Genomic DNA, 16,599 nt, shown 5'->3' on the forward strand with positions numbered 1-16,599 from the left:
CCGCTGAATACCCGTTGACATAAATCTATAAAATCTATATTTTAAATAGCAAATACTGCCCCGCGGATCTTTTGACAATTATTTTTCAATGATCCGCTTGACAGAATCCTACCGCCCCGGTATATTTAGGCATACCTAACTTATTTAGCGATGTTTAAGGAGACGCAAAATGACAGTTTCAATAGTAGGCGGGCTGGACAGGCTTGAAAAGGACTACATAAACGCAGGTAAGATCCTCGGCGTGAAAACCAAGGTTATTCTCAAGAAGCAGACCCACATAGCGGACATTCTGGAAAACAGCGATGCCATAGTTCTTCTTACTTCTAACATAGCCCACGGAGTTGCCAGCAAAGCGAGAAATATCTCCAAACAGAAGAACGTTCCCCTTTTTCAGATTCACAACTGCAGCGTGAAAAGTGTTGAGGGAACCATCGAAAAATGTATCCGTCTGTTTGACAACGGCGAATGTCAGGGCGACTGCATAAACTGCAGCCAGTATACAAAAAATGTATAACCGTTCCCTTTTCCTCATAAGCATCTGAACGCCGCTTTTCCTCTGCCTCCTTAAAGCGGCGTTTTGATTTTTTTCCTTATGTCATAATACAGATACTCATTTATAGCTATTACCGCTTGCTTAATAAACTCTTTGAAATTAGGATATGCAGATAAGCATCGAACAGTGAGAGTTCCGCAATGCAAAGAATTCTTTTATTTTTATGTATATTCCTTTCAACATCAGCAGCTTTTGGTGCGCCCGAATATATAATGACCGTAAACTACTGTATTTACGATAATCCCCCCATGATAAAACTTACAGACGGCAATAATCCTGGCGGCATAGGGGCGGATATTATAAACTACGTGGCGGAAAAGGAAAATCTGCAAATAAACTACATAACCTCAACATGGGACGGCTGCCTTGAGATGCTTGACACCGGCGAGGCTGATCTCATTTTCCCCATTGCTTTCTCACATGAAAGAGCGGCTGTTTACCATTTCAACGATGAAACAGTTCTCACCAACTGGGGGCAGATCTACTCCGGAGAAAAGGAGAAAATAACCTCCATACCCGATCTTCAGGGCAAGAAAATAGCCGTTATCGAATCCGACATATACTTTAAAAGCGATCAGGGGCTCAAAAACCTTGTCAAATCCTTCAATATAGACGCAACATTCGTTTACGCCGAAAGCTACCGCGAAATAATAGAAGCTGTCGATTCCGGCAGGGCAGATGCCGGGCTTCTGAACAGGCTTTTCGGACAGCTTAATGAAAACAGCTACAACGTCAGGCGTACCCCCATTCTCATACACCCCATAGAAATCCGCTTCGGGATGCCCAAGAGCAAGCAGAAAAGTCTGGTTCTTTCGGTTATGATCGACAAACACATAGCCGCAATGAAAAACAGCAAGGACTCAGTTTACCACAAGTCACTTGATAAATGGATGGGAGTAAAAGAGAAGAGCGGCTTTCCCTCCACCCTGCGGCTGATAATCATAGCCCTGAGCACCCCCCTTGTTCTCCTGTTTCTTATCAGCCTGTTCCTTGAAAAAAAGGTCAAAAGAAAGACGGGCGAACTCAGCGAAATCAACAGCCTGCTCATTAAAGAAATTGAAGACAGAAAACAGGCGGAGGAAAAGCTCCGCAACAGCGAGGAAAAGTACAGCAGCCTTTTCCAGACCTCGGCAGATCCCATCATCATCATGGATTCCGCAGGGGTGATTCAGGATGCCAACAACGCAGTGGAGAGGCAGATAGGCTACACCTGCGAAGAACTGAAAAACAGGAAAATAACTTACCTTTTCCCTGAGTTTGAGCTTGATGAAAATATGCCTAATCTCATCAAAGAGGGCAGACAGCATCTGGAGAAAGAGCTTTACCGCAAGAACGGCGACAAGTTTGATGCGGAAATCGCAACCAACTCATTCACCGCAGGGGAAAGGATATTCGTTCAGATAGTCATAAGGGATATTACAGTCCGCAAAAAAACACAGCAGATACTTGCGCAGAAGAAGAAGGATCTGGAAAAACGTGTTCAGGAAGAGGTTGAACATAACCGGATTCAGGAGCAGATGCTTATGCAGCAGTCCAAGCTGGCGGCCATGGGGCAGATGATAAACGCCATCGCCCATCAGTGGAGACAGCCCCTGACCACAATCGGGCTCTATGTGCAGGATGTGGAGGACGCTTTTGAATATGGCGAGCTGAACATGGACTACATTGCCCAGTTCAGGGATCACTGCATGGAGCAGATCGCCTATATGTCTAAAACCATTGATGATTTCCGCAACTTCTTCAAACCGGATAAGGAAAAGGAAATATTCGACATATGTGAGGTCATGCGTGAGGTGCTCTCGCTGATAAACCCGCAGCTTATCAACAATAATATAGAGCTTAAGATTTTCTACGGCGAACATGCGGTTGTGCTCAAACCCGGCGGCATGGAACTGCCCAGCCAGATAAAATGCGTTACCTCATACGGCTACCCTAACGAATTTAAGCAGGTTCTGCTCAACCTCATATCAAACGCCAGAGATGCCATAATAGAATCCAGAAGCGCAGGCTCCTCAGAATCAGGCCTCATAAGGCTTATAGTCGAACCCGAAGGGGATCTGGTGAAACTGACTCTTGAAGATAACGGCTGCGGCATACCGGACGAGATAAGTGACAGAATCTTCGAGCCTTACTTCTCCACCAAGGAAGAGGGGCAGGGAGTGGGCATCGGCCTCTATATGTCCAAAATAATCATAGAGAACAATATGGAAGGCCGGATATACACCAACAGGTGTGAAAAAGGAGCAAGCTTCACCATCGAATTAAAACAGTGGAAAATAGGCAAGGTTCCTCCCCTGACCAATTAATCCCGAACCGGGGAAGCTGCTTCTCTTATGCGTCTGTTTTAACCTTTGGCTATGACAAACTCCGCCTCAAGCATGTCATAGCTTATGCGGTCGGGAGTTACCTCCACATAGTCACCCACGCGGAACATATTTCTTTTCCTTTTGCCTACCAGAGCATTGCCGTCGTCACTCACGGCGTAGTAGTCCCCCTCCAGTGATGAGGTATGGACATAGCCCTGAATCATCAGCTTATCAAGGAATACGAACATTCCGTTGGCGTTGACCCTGCTGATATATGCGCTGAAAGGCTCGTCAAAGTGTTCGTAAAGATATTTAAGAATCTTGAATTTCTGTATGTCCCTTTCCGCCTGAGTCGAGTTCTGCTCCGAACTGCTGCACATTGAGGCAAATGCTTCAAGCCTGCCGCTGTCTATTTCATAAGGATCATTAAACAGAACAGAAGCCAGCAGCCTGTGCACCAGAAGGTCGGGGTAACGGCGTATGGGGCTTGTGAAATGGGTGTACGATTCGGATGCAAGGCCGAAGTGCCCTATATTTGCGGTGGAGTAAACCGCCTTTGCCATAGCCCTTACGAGAAGCCCGCCGAGGACATGGGCATACTTTGAGTCATTTACCTTTTCACATACTTCGCGCACGGCGATCGTGTCTATTGTATCACCGAAGTCAACCGGTATGCCGAAAGAGGAGCACATGTTCTCATACTCCTCAAGCTTCTGCCTGTCCGGCTTGTCATGCACACGGTAAACAGATGTCTCCGCATGCTGCTCAAGGTATTCGGACACGGCTTCATTGGCCTCTATCATAAAGTTTTCTATAAGCCTGTGGGCTATGTTTCTCTCAAGGGGGTGAACATCTTTCAGATCCCCGTTCTCATCAAACTCAAAAACGGGTTCAGGCAGGTCAAAATCCAGCATCCCTTCACTGCTTCTGCGTTTCATAATCTTTTCCGCAAGCTCGGCGGAGGTGGATATGAGAAAGTTAAGATCCTTGCTTCTGGTCTTCTCTCTGCCTTCCAGAACATCAAAAACATATGTGTAGGTCAGCCTTTTATCACTTTTGATTACGGAGCGGTAAAACTTCTGCCCTGTCCTTTTGCCGCTGCTGTCAAAATCCATGGCTGCGGTCATGGTGAGCCTCTTCGTATCGGGGCGGAGGCTGCAAAGGTCGTTTGAGAGCTTTTCAGGCAGCATAGGTATGGCAAATTCGGGGAAGTATGTGCTTGTGCCCCTTTTCAGGGCTTCCTTGTCCAGATAGGTGTCAGGGCGTACAAAGTGGCTTACGTCAGCAATGTGTACATAAAGCCTGTAGCCTTTTTCAGTCTTCTCTATGGAGATAGCGTCGTCAAAGTCCCTTGCTGTTTCGCCGTCTATGGTGACTGTGAAAAGCTCAGTGAAATCGGTGCGCTTGCCTGTATTCTTTTTCAGCTTCTCTGCGCTCTCTTCAACTTCCTGCATAACCCGTTTGGGAAATTCGCGTTCAAGGTTGTACTTGGCCAGAACAATTTCGTTCTCAATGCCTTTGTCGTCTATAGTGCCGAGTTTCCTGACGACTTTCCCTTCCGGGCGGCGTTTTTTATCAGGGTAAACAGTGAGCTCAACTATGACTATGTCGCCTTCCTCGACCCCTTTGGCGTGGACTTCGGGGATAAAGATGTCGTACAGGAATTTCTTATCAAGAGGCATGCAGTAAACGGCATAGCGGGATTTTTCTATGCGCCCCACCACCTTCTGCATACTGCGGCTGATTATTTTCACAACCCTTGCCTCGGTTTTGCCGCGGAATTTTTCCAGACTGACGGCAACAATATCTCCGTTAAGGGCGTTTCCGGTTTTCATGGCGGGGACAAAATAATCGCTCCCGCCGCCGGAGAGAGGGGTAAGGAAGGCGTAGCCTTCGGGGTGAAAATCTATCTTTCCTGTTATGAGGTTTATTTCCTTTGCGGGGGCATATCTGCCGGATTTCAGTTTGATCAGTTCTCCTGTACGTGTGAGTTCGTTTATGATTTTTTTCACAATTTTTTTATCGATCCCCATCTGCTTGGCTATAACGCCTGAGGGGAGCGGGCTGTCGTTTTTCTCGAATATCTTAAGAAGTTCTTTTTTAAAATCAGTCAAATCCATGTTCCTTAGCTTTTTTGCGCAATGTGTTTCTGTTTATCCCCAGCAGCTTGGCCGAAACAGACTTATTGCCGTCCGTTCTTTCCAGAACTGCGCGCATAAGGGGATATTCAACAATTTTCATATACTCCTCAAAGGCATTGTAACTCTCTGAGAGGGTTTCCGACTCCACAATGCTGGAGGCCAGCTTGTAGAGCTCATCCGAAAGGCAGGATGCGTCCTTCTCCTGCGCTGTGCTGAAAATTTTCTGGGGCAGGCCCTGCCTTGTCACTTCATCTGTGTCGGTGTTCACAATGGCATACTGGATAATGTTTTCCAGTTCCCTGATATTGCCCGGCCAGCGGTACTTGGCCATTGCGCCCAGCGCCTCGCCGCTTATTTTAAGCACCCTGTTCTTAATATTTTTGTATTTTCTCAGGAAATGGTTGGCGAGATAGGGAATATCCTCCTTCCTCTCTCTGAGCGGCGGCAGTTCGATCGAAACAACATTCAGCCTGTAGAAAAGGTCTTCACGGAACTTACCGTTTTCGACAAGCCCTTCCAGATTTTTGTTTGAGGCGGCTATTATCCTTGTATCAAGCTTGACGGTACGGCTTGAACCCACAGGGTTTATCTCTTTTTCCTGAATTACGCGCAGCAGCTTGGACTGAAGCGAAAAATCCATCTCAGAAATTTCATCAAGGAAGATTGTTCCGCCGTTTGCTTCCTCAAACTTCCCTTTTTTATCGGTGACAGCGCCGGTGAATGAACCTTTGGAGTGGCCGAACAGTTCGCTCTCCATGAGGTCAGAGGGGATAGCCGCCATATTGATCGGCACAAAGGGCTTGTCGCTCCGATTGCTCATTTCATGTATCATATGGGCGATAACTTCCTTGCCTGTGCCGGATTCGCCGCAGATAAGCACGTTTATGTTTGCGCCGGAGATTTTCCCTATGAGCTTGTAAATCTCAAGCATTTTACGGTTTTTTGTTTCAAAATCGTAGCCTGCGCTCTCGGTTTCCTCTGTCTCGCCGTGATCACCCGCCAGATTGAGTATCTTCGCCCGCAGCTCCGCAAGGTCAAACGGCTTGGGGAAGAAGTCCGTTGCGCCTGATTTTATGCTTTCTATAACATTGGAGCCCGTGTCCTGAGCGGTCATTATTATGAAATGCACATGGCTGTAAATCTTAGACCATTCCCTGACAAGGGCTATGCCGTTGCTGTCGCCGAGGAAAAGATCCACAAAGCAAATGCTGATCTCCCCGGAGGAAAGCATCATCTCGCCATCTCTGGGGTTGTCTGTGGTGGTTACGCTGATTTTATCGTCTTCGAGCCCTTCCTTGAAGAGCCATAAAATATTTTCTTCGTCATCGATTACCAAAACTCTGATTCTGTCCTTCATCCCTGTTTCCTGAAAAGAGGCATTGCCCGAAACTTAGACGTCTGCCTAATTATTATGCACCCTTTTAATTTACCCAATTAACTCCACTTGCGCCAGCATTTACTGTACAAAGCCGCTATTTATTTGCTTTCCGCAGAAAAATACATAAAACACCCCTTAAACAGAGTGAAATTTTTATGATGCGTAAAATACAGATAAATAACCACGTGAATGCCGATTATTCCGTTTATTAATAATCATATAGTTTATATTGTATTCTCCTTTAAATAACGTTATTATTCAGTAAACAACTTCCGGAAAACACACAATGAAAATTGAACGTAAGCTGCATATTTCAGAACTCAGAACAGGGATGACTGTGACCCGCACAGAGAAGGACGGACTGCATTTCCCCTTCTTTGATAAAGAGCTTACGGACACACGCCCTATAAATGTTCTAAAAAACTCCGGTATCTCATACATTTACATCCTTGATGAAAAGGAAGCAGAAGAAGATAAAGAGGGCGAACTCTCTGACAAGCTCACCGAAATGATGGGCAATCCTCTTGAAACTTCCGACTATTTCCTCATAGACTCATCCCCAGCGGTAAGTGATATAATTCAGGCCCGTGCCATATTCGAAAACATGCGCAATAAGACACGGGAACTTCTGGGCTCAGTGAAAAGCGGCGGCAAAGTCAACTCACGCACGGCAGGGGAGATAACAGGCGAACTTGTGGAAGTAAGCACATACAAACCCGGCATATTCACAGCCATGACACATCTTAAAAATCAGGACGACTACAGCTACAGCCACTCACTCAACGTTGCGGTGATCTCACTTGCCCTCGGCAAGCGTCTGGGCAAATCAGCAGACGAACTGAAAACGATATGCCTCTGCGGGCTTCTCCATGACGTGGGCATGACCCGCATCAGTGACAGAATCATAAAAAAGCCCGGCAAACTCACTGAAGATGAATACGCGGAGATAAAGAGACACCCGGAGTACGGCTACAAAATTATCACATCAAGCGAAGGCCTGCCTGCGGAAACTGCCGCTGCGGCGCTCCAGCACCATGAGAAATCAGACGGAAGCGGCTACCCTCTGGGGCTGCCGGAAAGGCAGATCGGCAATATAACCAAAATTATCTCCATAGCGGATGTTTATGATGCCATCACCAGTCAAAAGTCATATAACCACGAAAGAACGCCGTCTGAGGCACTTAAGATACTTTTCAGCTGGTCGGGCAAACATTTCAATGAGACGCTAGTGAAGTTTTTCATCAACACCATAGGCATTTACCCTGTGGGAACCCTTGTTATGCTTGATTCAGGGGAGATAAGCATTATTCTGGAGCCCAATAAAAAGGATCTGACCCGTCCGAAGGTGCTTGTGGTAACTAATGAGAATAGAGAAAAACTCGATAAATCACATATATTTGATTTGGCGCGCTATGATCTCAGGACAATGAAGCCCCTTAAAACCATAGTATCATCCCTGAATCCGAAGCAGCATGGAATCAACAGCGAAGAGGAGCTTGACAGGTTTGCCAAACGGTTCCGCAATGCTGTCAGAGAAGCTCTGTAAATAAGCTCTCAGGCTGTTTTTTCCTCGTAGTCCTCAATATTAACACAGATGTAGCAAACCTTACCTGTATCCGGACATTTGCCGGCCTTGTAAACTTCGCTCGCATTAAACTCGTTGTCCATTGCCTCGTCAACGGCATCTGAAACAGCCTTTACAAAGACTTCGGGAGAATCCACAAATGAAAGATCTGCAAATTTCAGTTTCTCTTCAAATTCATCCTTTCCGCAGGAACGGATAAACTCTTTTGAATAATCAAAACTGAAAACTCCCGGAGCCGTTTTTTCACCCAAAAACAGCTTGATATACATCAAGTCAACTCCGTAATAAAATTAGCGCCTGTATATAAACTGAATAAACCAGCAAAATATCAACAGTTTAATAAAGCGGCTCTCCGCTGAGTATTACTTATTATATCATAAGACAAGCGAAGGTAAAAATAAATCAGAAAAAAATACTTCTTTTCGTGTAATTACTGTAATTAGGCGATTTTACCCTGTCTGATTAGAAAGATAAATAAAATAAATTTATTTTTTGTTTTAAACCCTACAGGTTTACTTCTCCGCCTCTTCTGAAATAGTTATAAACAGTTTAAAGCCCCTATTGCCGAACTCAGCACTTTGGAGTATAAATCCGTATGGCTATAGGCGTTTTTGACTCAGGAATCGGCGGACTCACAGTTTTTAAATCGATCGCGGAGCATTTTCCCGCGCTGGACATCTATTACCTCGGCGACACAGCCAGAGTCCCCTACGGCGGCAAGTCCCGCGAAACCATCATCAGCTACAGTCTGGAATGCGCTGAATACCTCGTAACTAAATGCGGGGCAGAAGCCATAGTGATAGCCTGCAACACTGCATCTTCCTATGCTGTTGATATAATCGCAGATAAGTTTCATGTCCCGGTTACAGGAGTTGTACTCCCCGGAGCCGAACAGGCGCTGCGTGTTTCCAAAAAAGGAAAAATAGGCGTGATAGGAACCAGAGCCACCATCCGCAGCGGGTCTTACCGCGCCGCGCTGGAAACCATGTCTGAAATCGAGCTTGATATATACGAAAACGCCTGCCCCCTGTTTGTGCCCATAGTGGAGGAGATGCTGACAGAAAGCCCCATGGCAGAGCTTGCTGTTAAGATGTATCTGGATGAGCTCAGCAGAAAGGGGATAGATACCCTTGTTCTGGGGTGTACCCACTACCCGCTGCTGAAAAATGCAATAACGAAAATCTACCCGCAGTTTAATATTGTGGATTCATCCGAGGTAATAATAGAGCACCTGATAAGAAGCGGCCTGAACACAAAAGGCAGCGGAATAAGAAAGCTTTTCTTCACCGATGAATCCCCTGCGCTGGACACACTGAGAAACGAACTGGCATCCGGTGCACCCGCCGAGATAATCAGCCTTACCTGATTTACTTTCCTATATACATATGCAGGTTGCCGAAGATTGCGGCACTGTATGACACCATTTTCTGCAGCATCCACGGAGCAAAAACTATCACAGCCACAACAACCGCGACAATTTTGGGAATGAAGGAAAGTGTCATCTCCTGAATCTGCGTGACTGACTGGAAAATACTCACCACCAGACCAACAGTGAGGCCGAAAATCAGCATGGGCGAGGCAATAAGCAGCGCCATTTTGAGAGCATCTGAAAGAAGGGCAATAACCGTATCGGAAGTCATTTTTTCACCTGCTCAGGAGTCTAGCACTACATGAAGCTTTTCACAAGAGACGAGACTATAAGCCCCCAACCGTCAACAAGGACAAACAGAAGTATCTTGAACGGGACAGAGATCATAACAGGGGGCAGCATCATCATACCCATGGAAAGAAGTACGCTGGCTACAACAAAATCTATAATCAGAAACGGCAGAAAAAGCAGAAAACCCATCTGAAAAGCGGTTTGAAGCTCACTGACCACAAATGAGGAAAGAAGGACAAAGTCCGGTATATCATCAACAGTCTTAGGCTTTTCTCCGCCCGAAATATCTATGAACATACGCATGTCCTTCTTGCGCGTGTTCTTGATCATGAACTCGCGGAAAGGCTTCTTCACTTCGGAGAGCATCTCAGTAAACCCCATCTGTTCAGCAAAATAAGGCTGGAGGCCCTTTTCATAGGCCTGATTAAAAACAGGGGTCATAATGAAAAAAGTCAGGAAAAGCGCAAGCCCGACCAGAACCTGATTAGGCGGCATCTGCTGCGTGCCCATCGCCGTTCTGAGAAATGAGAAGACTATGAGTATCCTCGTAAAAGAGGTCATAAGTATCAGTATGGAGGGCGCAAGGGTAACTATGGTTATAAAAAAGATGATCTGCAGGGTAACAGCCACATCATCAGGGTTCTGCGCAGCCTCAAGCCCGAAGCGGAAGGCAGGGAAAGGCACGGGATCAGCCGCTATTGCGCCCAGCGGAACCAGAAGCATTAAAAGGGTGAAAATCAGCGTTTTTTTATTGATTTCAGTTTCTCCCTGATTATGTTCCTTGATGCATCAAGATCGGTTCTCACATCAGATCCTTTCGAGAAAAAGTTCAGATACGAGCCGAACTCGCCTTTTCTCGCGAATCCGGATTTGATCCTGTTGACCTCCGCCTCGTCAGTGACTTTTTCAATGAGGTTTACGGACATGTCCGTAACTCCGAATATATAAACCGATTCTCCCAGTTCGTAGAAGAACAGGCTTTTGCGTATCTCCAGATCCACCTTGCCGAGAAGCCGTCCGGAGCCGGGAAGCTCGGAAAGCACTCTTCTGGAAAGCATTCTGCGTGTGAGCCAGTAAATTATGAGGATAATCACCACAACAAAGGCAAGCCCCGTAACCATGCGGACATAAGCACCTGTTCCTGTGGCTGAGGGTGCAGGCGGGGCGGGAGCAAACGAGAAAGAGACCTTAAACCCCTTTTCACCTGTTTCCAGAACAGGTTCCTCAACTGCCGCCGCTGTGAAATCAACTATGAGCTTTTTCCTGTCCCCCTCTGCGTGGATATATGCCTGAGATACGGGGGAATCCCAGAAATCCTCGGAATAAGCAGCATCCTCAGCGGTCTGGAAGCTGATTACATATGATTTATCAAGCTTTATGACATTTACGTCGGAATAGCCCTTTTGAAACTGAACACTTATTGAAAGGGAGCTGTCGGTGAGCTCCGATTTGACTTCCGCCGCAAAAGCGGAAAAAGAGCAGAAAAATATAAGTAAGGCGGCTGTCAGAAGCCGGATTTCAGCCATAGATTCCGTCTTTATACATTTCGGTGAGTTTTTCTTTATCCAGTATTTCAGTGATACGTATGGCGAATCTGTCATCCAGAACCATCACCTCACCGAGAGCCAGCGGCTTGTTGTTAACGAGAAAATCCACAGGCTCGCCGGAGGTTTTGTTGAACTTAAGGATTGTTCCCTTCTCCCAGTTCAGCATCTCACGTATGGAAACTTTTTTACGCCCCAGTTCTACCCTAATGTCAAAAAGGACTTCGCCGAACTGGTTTCTCGCATGCTCTATCATTAAAACCTCTTACTGGATAACAAATTCGGTTACGTAAACGTTCGCAATCTGGCCTGCTGCCAGCAGGGAGTTGATCCTGCGCATAATCTGCTGCTTCATTATCATTTTCCCCTGAGCGGAGTTTATCTCCTCGTAGCGTTTGGAAGAAAGTATGGTAATTATAGCGTCCCTGATCTGAGGGACGCGCTTATCTATCTCGTCTTTAAGCCCTTTTACGGCAGTAAGTTCAAGCTGGAGAGTAACACGGAGATACCTGCTTCCGCCCGGATCTGCAAGGTTCACCACAAACGATTCCATAGGGTAAAGCTCGCCTATCTGCGTTATTTTCTCCCCCTGCGGAGCCTCGCTCTGTGCAGCAGAAGCAGCAGGCTGAGCCCCCGTCTGAGCGGGTTTAGGCTTGAGGAACAGGAAATAGGCCGCACCGCCTCCTCCGCCCAGCAGCACAAGCAGAAGGAGAATAATAATGATCAGTTTCAGCTTAGACTTCTTCTTCCCGCCCTGCTCGGACTGGGTGTCCTTCTCTTCTGCCGCCATTATTGTCCTCCGTTATCTTCTTCAAAAATATTTTTATTTGTTTCTGCAAATTCGGGGCTGACAAGGTTTATCTCCACCCTGCGGTTTTTCGCCCTGTTCGCTTCGGTGATATTAGGCAGCAGAGGATGAAACTCCCCGAATCCGCCTGCGGAAAGGCTCTGCGGGTTTATGCCCTCACCAACGAGGAAACGCACCACAGAGACTGCTCTGGTCGCCGAAAGTTCCCAGTTGGAAGGAAAGCGCGCAGAACGGGAAGGTGTGTCATCCGTATGCCCTTCAACATGAGTATAATAAGGGGAGTCCAGCAGAACTGTCCCGACTTTTCTTAAAAACGGGATCGCCTCACCCTGAACATCAGCACTTCCGGGCGCAAAAAGAAGCGAATCAAGCACCCTGATTGAGACCCCTTTCTTGGTTTCAATGACGCTGACAACTTCGGAAAGGTTAGCGGATTTTACATAGTCGCGCAGTGTTTCCGCTGTTTTCGCGTTTGAGCTTCCTGTCTGTTCAATGACATTTATACGGGTCATAATGTTCTGGGCGCTCACCTCATTCCGGCTTCCGCTTAAAAGACCGGACGAACCCTGAAAAGAGCCGAGGGACTCAAGGATTTTCTTTTTATCCAGCGTAGACATAGAAACAAGCAGAACGAAAAAGGTAAGAAGAAGCATGTTCATGTCGGTGAATGTGGTCATCCACTTTGGGGAGCCCTTTTCACAATCACAGGATTTTTTCTTCTCAGACATCAGACCGCCTTTCCATACTGCGGCAGGGACAAACCTGCCTTAAATCAGTCAAACTGCGACTTACGCTTATTAGGTGAAAGATAGGCATTCAGTTTCTGCTCAACAATTCTGGGGTTGTCCCCGGCCTGAATGGCCATAATGCCGCCGATCATTATCTGCCTCTGGAGAACTTCTTCCCCGGAGCGCACCTTAAGTTTGCCGGAAATGGGAGCGGCAAACATATTCATTATGATAGAGCCGTAGAAAGTAGTAATCAGCGCCACAGCCATCGCAGGACCGATCGCAGAGGGGTCGCTCAAGCTCTGAAGCATCGCCACAAGGCCGACAAGCGTACCGATCATCCCCATTGCAGGGGCAAAGTCAGCTATGGAGCTGAAAATAGCCGCACCTTCTTTATGTCTTTCCTGCATGTAATCGAGTTCGGTTTCAAGGATCGTTTTTATTACTTCCGGCTCAGTACCGTCAACCGCGAGACGTATCCCCTTTTTCAGAAACTCGTCTGAAACTTCGTCTTCTGCGGACTCAAGGGAGAGAATACCGTCTCTTCTGGCTTTAACGGCAAAGCCGACAAGCTGCTGAATGAGTTCCGCAGTATCGCCGGACTTATTGAAGAAGGCCTTCATCATAACCTTGGTGAGGCCTGTTATCCTGTCCAGCGGATAGTTGATCATAACAACGCCGAGAGTACCGCCTATAACGATAAGCACCGACGGGTAGTCAACATAAACACCTACTCCCGCGCCTATTACGAGCGCAGCAATAAGGAGTATATATGCCAATAGGAACCCTACAATCGTTGCTAAATCCATACGCTCCCGTCCGACTGCCTATTCAAAGAATAAACTTTGATACAAACATTTTGTACTATTCTACCCTTAAAAGATACAGGAACGCCAGCAAAAGAGTCAAGCTTATTTTAAAACAGCTTCCGCACGGGCATTTCTTAATCTAAGGTCAATTCTCAGCTATTCTATGAATAAATCGCATATTTCAGCATTTTAATTAACAAAAAAGGCGCCCGGAGGCGCCTTTTTTTATAACCTGTTACCGTAAAGACGGCTGTTAGCGTTTGAGAGTGAGAAGTTCCTGAAGCATTTCATCACTGGTGGTGATAACCCTTGAGTTCGCCTGGAACCCTCTCTGAGTGGTGATCATACTGACAAACTCATTGGAGAGGTCAACGTTGGAGTTTTCAAGCGCTCCGGACATTATCTCGCCCCTTGCGCCTGTCTGCGGTTTGCCTATCGCCGCTGTGCCTGAGTTGCCGGTTTCAGCAAACAGTGTGTCACCTACTTTCAGAAGACCCTGATTGTTGGTGAATGTTGCCAGAGCAACCTGAGCTATTGTCATGACCTCACCGTTGGTGTAGTAGCCTACAATTTCCCCTGCGGGGTTGAACATTACCTGTTCAAGCGAACCCACTGCGTAGCCGTCCTGCTCGGCGCTGTTTTTGGAGGATTCCTTAGCAGAAATGTACACTCCGTCATAGCTTGCAGGAGTTCCCAGAAACATGGAGACATTGCTGATAACACCTGCGCCGTTAGCCGGGTCGAAGTTAAAGCTGAGATCTGTAACCCTTGTACCAGAGGTGGATGAAAGATAGTTGAATGAACCGTCATTATTGAAGTTCAGGAGTATTTCATTTCCGCCTGTCTGATTAAAGGAGACGCTTGTCGCCGGATCGGTTGTGGAAAGAGTCAGCTTCCAGACATTACCTGAGGAGCTGACCATGTTGTAAGTATATTTCAGCGTGTGGGCATTACCCTGAGCATCATAAATGGTCTGAGTGGTTGCCATCTGTCCGCCGCTTGCCGTCTGGGTGGTCTGGTACTCAAAATAGTCATAGAAGTTCTGATAGCTGGATGCGCCTATAACCTCAAACTTAAGGTAATCAACAGCATTAGACAGACCTTTCTCGCCCGTGACTTTGATCTTGCCGCTGTTCTCCTCTATGTCACTGATATGCTGCTTAACCTGATTCTCAGTGGAGTTCTCGAAACCGAGGTAGCCCGCCATCATAGCTCTTAAGTCGTCAACAGTGGAACCCAGAGCGGGTATTGTCCCCGTTCCCTGAAGATCGGTTCCGCCGACAGAGCCTTTAAACTGGAGTATGGCTGTCTCATCAAGCCCAAGAGAGTCGCCGGAGCTCGTATAAAGCTGCGTAAGCAGGTCATCCCCTTTTGCGTATCTGAGGAACTGTTCAGAGTAACCGTAACTTACAGATGCAACAAAGGCGGGATCATCGTCCGGGTCAACAGGCTGAAGATTGAGTGATCCTGCGGGGGTGATATTGCTTTCGAAAACTGAGCCGCTGTATGCCTTATCCACCATGAAGTTTGAAAGGGTGAGCCCTGTTGTGGTTCCTGTGAGAGTGTCATACTCTCCAAGGTTTCTGAACTCGAACCTGCCCGTGGTTTCATCAAAACTTACGCTGAATTTATCGGCCTGAATAACGTTTCCGTCTATCGCCTGCTCAATTATTGCGGCGAGTTCTGCGAGAGTATCGAAATCTCTTCCGGCATATTTGGTCTGCTCAAAAAGAATTTCGTCACTGTTTCTGGAGGTGGAAGCTTCGTTGTAAGTTCCTGCCAGAGACTGCATTATAACCGCAAGATACGGAGTTCCGCTGAAAGAATTCACCTGAACGTCTATACCGTTGTCCGTATCCCTTGTTATCTTAATTTTACCGTTCACAACATCCACGCTGAAATCTGATGCAGGTGCGGCGGTGGTATCGAATGTTATGGTTTCACCCGCTGCCCATGAACCGCTCCACGCTGTGGAGGGGATAGTGAACAGAGGCTCCCCTGTCACCGGATCTGCCGCTGTGTATGTCTGTCCCACAACGCCGCTGTTGATTGCTCCGGAAACAGAACCGACCACATTAAATCTTGCCGGGTTAGTGGGATCTATGGTGACTGTCCAGCTTTCTGTTGTGGCATATGATGCATTGGGAGTGACAACTGCCTCATTGAAGATACCGTTAACGGAGGTCTCAACAAAATTGTTCGCCACTGCCCCGTTGCCGACTGCAGCTTCAAGTTTGTTCTCAATTGCAGTAGCAAGCTCGCCCATTGTCCTGAAATCCACACCGTACTTGAATGTATAGGGTGTGCTGTTTATGTAAACAAGCAGGTTGGATTCGGAAGCGAGATTGAGGTTCACATCAGAATCACTGTATGCGTACATCATATCCGTTATTTCTGTTGCATGAGCCTTAATGACGATAGGCTCATTCTCAGCCAGATCCATCTTAACGCCGTTTGTGGAGAAAACAGAGAAAATATTATCTGAACTGTTTGCTGTGTGCAGAAGCGCGGGATATTCAAGCACAGAAGACTTGGCAACTGTGTTGAGAACAGCGTTCATGGACACTTCTGTGGTGGCTTTCGCCTGAATTGTCTGGAAAGCGGGACCAACTACTATGTCGCCCACTTCCCCGTTATCTATCAGCTCGCCGGTGAGGGGGTCCGCCATCCACCCCTGAACAGGGTAGCCGGCAGCGTTAACAAAGGTTCCGTAACGGTCAAAGTTAAAGTCCCCTGCCCTTGTGTAGTAATACTCATTGAGCCCTTCGCCCCTCACAACGAAAAATCCTTCGCCCTGTATGGCAAGGTCTGTTGTCTTGCTTGTTGTTGTCGGCGTACCGGCTTCAAAAATGTTGTCAACGGCAGCCAGGTATCCGCCCAGACCCACCTGACGTGGGTTTACCCCACCTCTTGCATCTGTGGGGGTTTTACCGCCCACAAGGGTCTGGCTGAAGAGATCCTGAAAAACAGCACGGCCGGATTTGAAGCCCGTGGTGTTAACGTTTGCTATATTATTACCTATAACGTCCATAGCTTTCTGATTGGTGTTCAGACCGCTGATGGCCGAGTACAGTGAACGCATCATAA

At 47.1% G+C, this 16,599-nt stretch carries 15 protein-coding genes; 4 read left to right on the plus strand and 11 right to left on the minus strand.

Going from position 1 to position 16,599, the window contains the following annotated elements; all coding sequences use genetic code 11:
* The first annotated feature begins 169 nt into the window (after positions 1-169).
* Positions 170-514 (plus strand): DUF2325 domain-containing protein, encoded by a 345-nt coding sequence (locus OSQ85_RS08120; RefSeq protein WP_265822355.1) that lies wholly within the window; start codon positions 170-172, stop codon positions 512-514.
* Between the two features lie 287 nt (positions 515-801).
* Positions 802-2,859 carry a PAS domain S-box protein gene (locus tag OSQ85_RS08125; protein ID WP_323670504.1) on the plus strand — a complete coding sequence of 686 codons (2,058 nt, stop codon included), beginning with the start codon at positions 802-804 and terminating at the stop codon, positions 2,857-2,859.
* 38 nt (positions 2,860-2,897) lie between these two features.
* On the opposite strand, the gene rnr is transcribed toward OSQ85_RS08125, so the two are convergent.
* Positions 2,898-4,973, minus strand: coding sequence for a ribonuclease R (gene rnr / locus OSQ85_RS08130; RefSeq protein WP_407649342.1), 2,076 nt, complete (start codon positions 4,971-4,973; stop codon positions 2,898-2,900).
* Positions 4,966-6,357, minus strand: coding sequence for a sigma-54-dependent transcriptional regulator (locus tag OSQ85_RS08135; RefSeq protein WP_265822358.1), 1,392 nt, complete (start codon positions 6,355-6,357; stop codon positions 4,966-4,968). Before OSQ85_RS08135 ends, rnr begins: the two co-directional genes overlap by 8 nt.
* A 307-nt stretch (positions 6,358-6,664) precedes the next feature.
* Between OSQ85_RS08135 and OSQ85_RS08140 the strand changes: the two genes are divergently transcribed.
* Positions 6,665-7,924 carry an HD-GYP domain-containing protein gene (locus OSQ85_RS08140; RefSeq protein ID WP_265822359.1) on the plus strand — a complete coding sequence of 420 codons (1,260 nt, stop codon included), beginning with the start codon at positions 6,665-6,667 and terminating at the stop codon, positions 7,922-7,924.
* A gap of 8 nt (positions 7,925-7,932) precedes the next feature.
* Here the strand turns inward: OSQ85_RS08140 and OSQ85_RS08145 are convergent, their stop codons facing one another.
* A complete protein-coding gene (locus OSQ85_RS08145; protein WP_265822360.1) occupies positions 7,933-8,232 on the minus strand; it encodes a hypothetical protein in 300 nt (99 codons plus the stop codon).
* Positions 8,233-8,558: 326 nt separating this feature from the next.
* Here OSQ85_RS08145 and murI point away from each other — a divergent pair, with 326 nt between their 5' ends.
* Complete coding sequence (gene murI, locus OSQ85_RS08150) at positions 8,559-9,329, plus strand: glutamate racemase (protein WP_265822361.1); 771 nt, start codon at positions 8,559-8,561, stop codon at positions 9,327-9,329.
* Between the two features lies 1 nt (position 9,330).
* On the opposite strand, the gene fliQ is transcribed toward murI, so the two are convergent.
* The 8 genes from fliQ to OSQ85_RS08190 all read right to left on the minus strand — a co-directional run bounded on the left by fliQ (position 9,331) and on the right by OSQ85_RS08190 (position 16,597).
* Positions 9,331-9,603: a flagellar biosynthesis protein FliQ gene (gene fliQ / locus OSQ85_RS08155; protein WP_265822362.1), complete on the minus strand. Its 273-nt coding sequence runs from the start codon at positions 9,601-9,603 to the stop codon at positions 9,331-9,333.
* A 26-nt stretch (positions 9,604-9,629) separates the two neighbouring features.
* Entirely contained in the window at positions 9,630-10,346 is a 717-nt protein-coding gene (gene fliP, locus OSQ85_RS08160) for a flagellar type III secretion system pore protein FliP (protein WP_265822363.1), read from the minus strand.
* Between the two features lie 14 nt (positions 10,347-10,360).
* Positions 10,361-11,149, minus strand: a complete 789-nt coding sequence (locus tag OSQ85_RS08165) for a FliO/MopB family protein (RefSeq protein ID WP_265822364.1) — start codon at positions 11,147-11,149, stop codon at positions 10,361-10,363.
* Positions 11,142-11,423, minus strand: a complete 282-nt coding sequence (locus OSQ85_RS08170; RefSeq protein ID WP_265822365.1) for a FliM/FliN family flagellar motor C-terminal domain-containing protein — start codon at positions 11,421-11,423, stop codon at positions 11,142-11,144. The genes OSQ85_RS08165 and OSQ85_RS08170 overlap by 8 nt, the downstream gene beginning before the upstream one ends.
* 9 nt (positions 11,424-11,432) lie before the next feature.
* Positions 11,433-11,957 carry a flagellar basal body-associated FliL family protein gene (locus tag OSQ85_RS08175; RefSeq protein ID WP_265822366.1) on the minus strand — a complete coding sequence of 175 codons (525 nt, stop codon included), beginning with the start codon at positions 11,955-11,957 and terminating at the stop codon, positions 11,433-11,435.
* Positions 11,957-12,703 (minus strand): OmpA/MotB family protein, encoded by a 747-nt coding sequence (locus OSQ85_RS08180; RefSeq protein ID WP_265822367.1) that lies wholly within the window; start codon positions 12,701-12,703, stop codon positions 11,957-11,959. Before OSQ85_RS08180 ends, OSQ85_RS08175 begins: the two co-directional genes overlap by 1 nt.
* 44 nt (positions 12,704-12,747) lie before the next feature.
* Complete coding sequence (locus OSQ85_RS08185; RefSeq protein WP_265822368.1) at positions 12,748-13,512, minus strand: motility protein A; 765 nt, start codon at positions 13,510-13,512, stop codon at positions 12,748-12,750.
* Between the two features lie 253 nt (positions 13,513-13,765).
* The gene (locus OSQ85_RS08190; protein ID WP_265822369.1) at positions 13,766-16,597 is read right to left on the minus strand and encodes a flagellar hook-basal body complex protein; all 2,832 of its coding nucleotides are present in this window, start codon (positions 16,595-16,597) and stop codon (positions 13,766-13,768) included.
* Positions 16,598-16,599 lie beyond the last annotated feature (2 nt).

Origin of the sequence: Geovibrio ferrireducens, assembly GCF_026226615.1 — a bacterium.
Classification (GTDB): domain Bacteria; phylum Chrysiogenota; class Deferribacteres; order Deferribacterales; family Geovibrionaceae; genus Geovibrio; species Geovibrio ferrireducens.

What these genes read in the sequence shown, in the direction of transcription:
- OSQ85_RS08120 (WP_265822355.1), top strand. Translation starts at nt 170, where the DNA reads ATGACAGTTTCAATAGTAGGCGGGCTGGACAGGCTTGAAAAGGACTAC.
- OSQ85_RS08125 (WP_323670504.1), top strand. Translation starts at nt 802, where the DNA reads ATGATAAAACTTACAGACGGCAATAATCCTGGCGGCATAGGGGCGGAT.
- OSQ85_RS08135 (WP_265822358.1), bottom strand. Translation starts at nt 6,357, where the DNA reads ATGAAGGACAGAATCAGAGTTTTGGTAATCGATGACGAAGAAAATATT.
- OSQ85_RS08140 (WP_265822359.1), top strand. Translation starts at nt 6,665, where the DNA reads ATGAAAATTGAACGTAAGCTGCATATTTCAGAACTCAGAACAGGGATG.
- OSQ85_RS08145 (WP_265822360.1), bottom strand. Translation starts at nt 8,232, where the DNA reads ATGTATATCAAGCTGTTTTTGGGTGAAAAAACGGCTCCGGGAGTTTTC.
- murI (WP_265822361.1), top strand. Translation starts at nt 8,559, where the DNA reads ATGGCTATAGGCGTTTTTGACTCAGGAATCGGCGGACTCACAGTTTTT.
- fliQ (WP_265822362.1), bottom strand. Translation starts at nt 9,603, where the DNA reads ATGACTTCCGATACGGTTATTGCCCTTCTTTCAGATGCTCTCAAAATG.
- fliP (WP_265822363.1), bottom strand. Translation starts at nt 10,346, where the DNA reads ATGCTTCTGGTTCCGCTGGGCGCAATAGCGGCTGATCCCGTGCCTTTC.
- OSQ85_RS08165 (WP_265822364.1), bottom strand. Translation starts at nt 11,149, where the DNA reads ATGGCTGAAATCCGGCTTCTGACAGCCGCCTTACTTATATTTTTCTGC.
- OSQ85_RS08170 (WP_265822365.1), bottom strand. Translation starts at nt 11,423, where the DNA reads ATGATAGAGCATGCGAGAAACCAGTTCGGCGAAGTCCTTTTTGACATT.
- OSQ85_RS08175 (WP_265822366.1), bottom strand. Translation starts at nt 11,957, where the DNA reads ATGGCGGCAGAAGAGAAGGACACCCAGTCCGAGCAGGGCGGGAAGAAG.
- OSQ85_RS08180 (WP_265822367.1), bottom strand. Translation starts at nt 12,703, where the DNA reads ATGTCTGAGAAGAAAAAATCCTGTGATTGTGAAAAGGGCTCCCCAAAG.
- OSQ85_RS08185 (WP_265822368.1), bottom strand. Translation starts at nt 13,512, where the DNA reads ATGGATTTAGCAACGATTGTAGGGTTCCTATTGGCATATATACTCCTT.
- OSQ85_RS08190 (WP_265822369.1), bottom strand. Translation starts at nt 16,597, where the DNA reads ATGATGCGTTCACTGTACTCGGCCATCAGCGGTCTGAACACCAATCAG.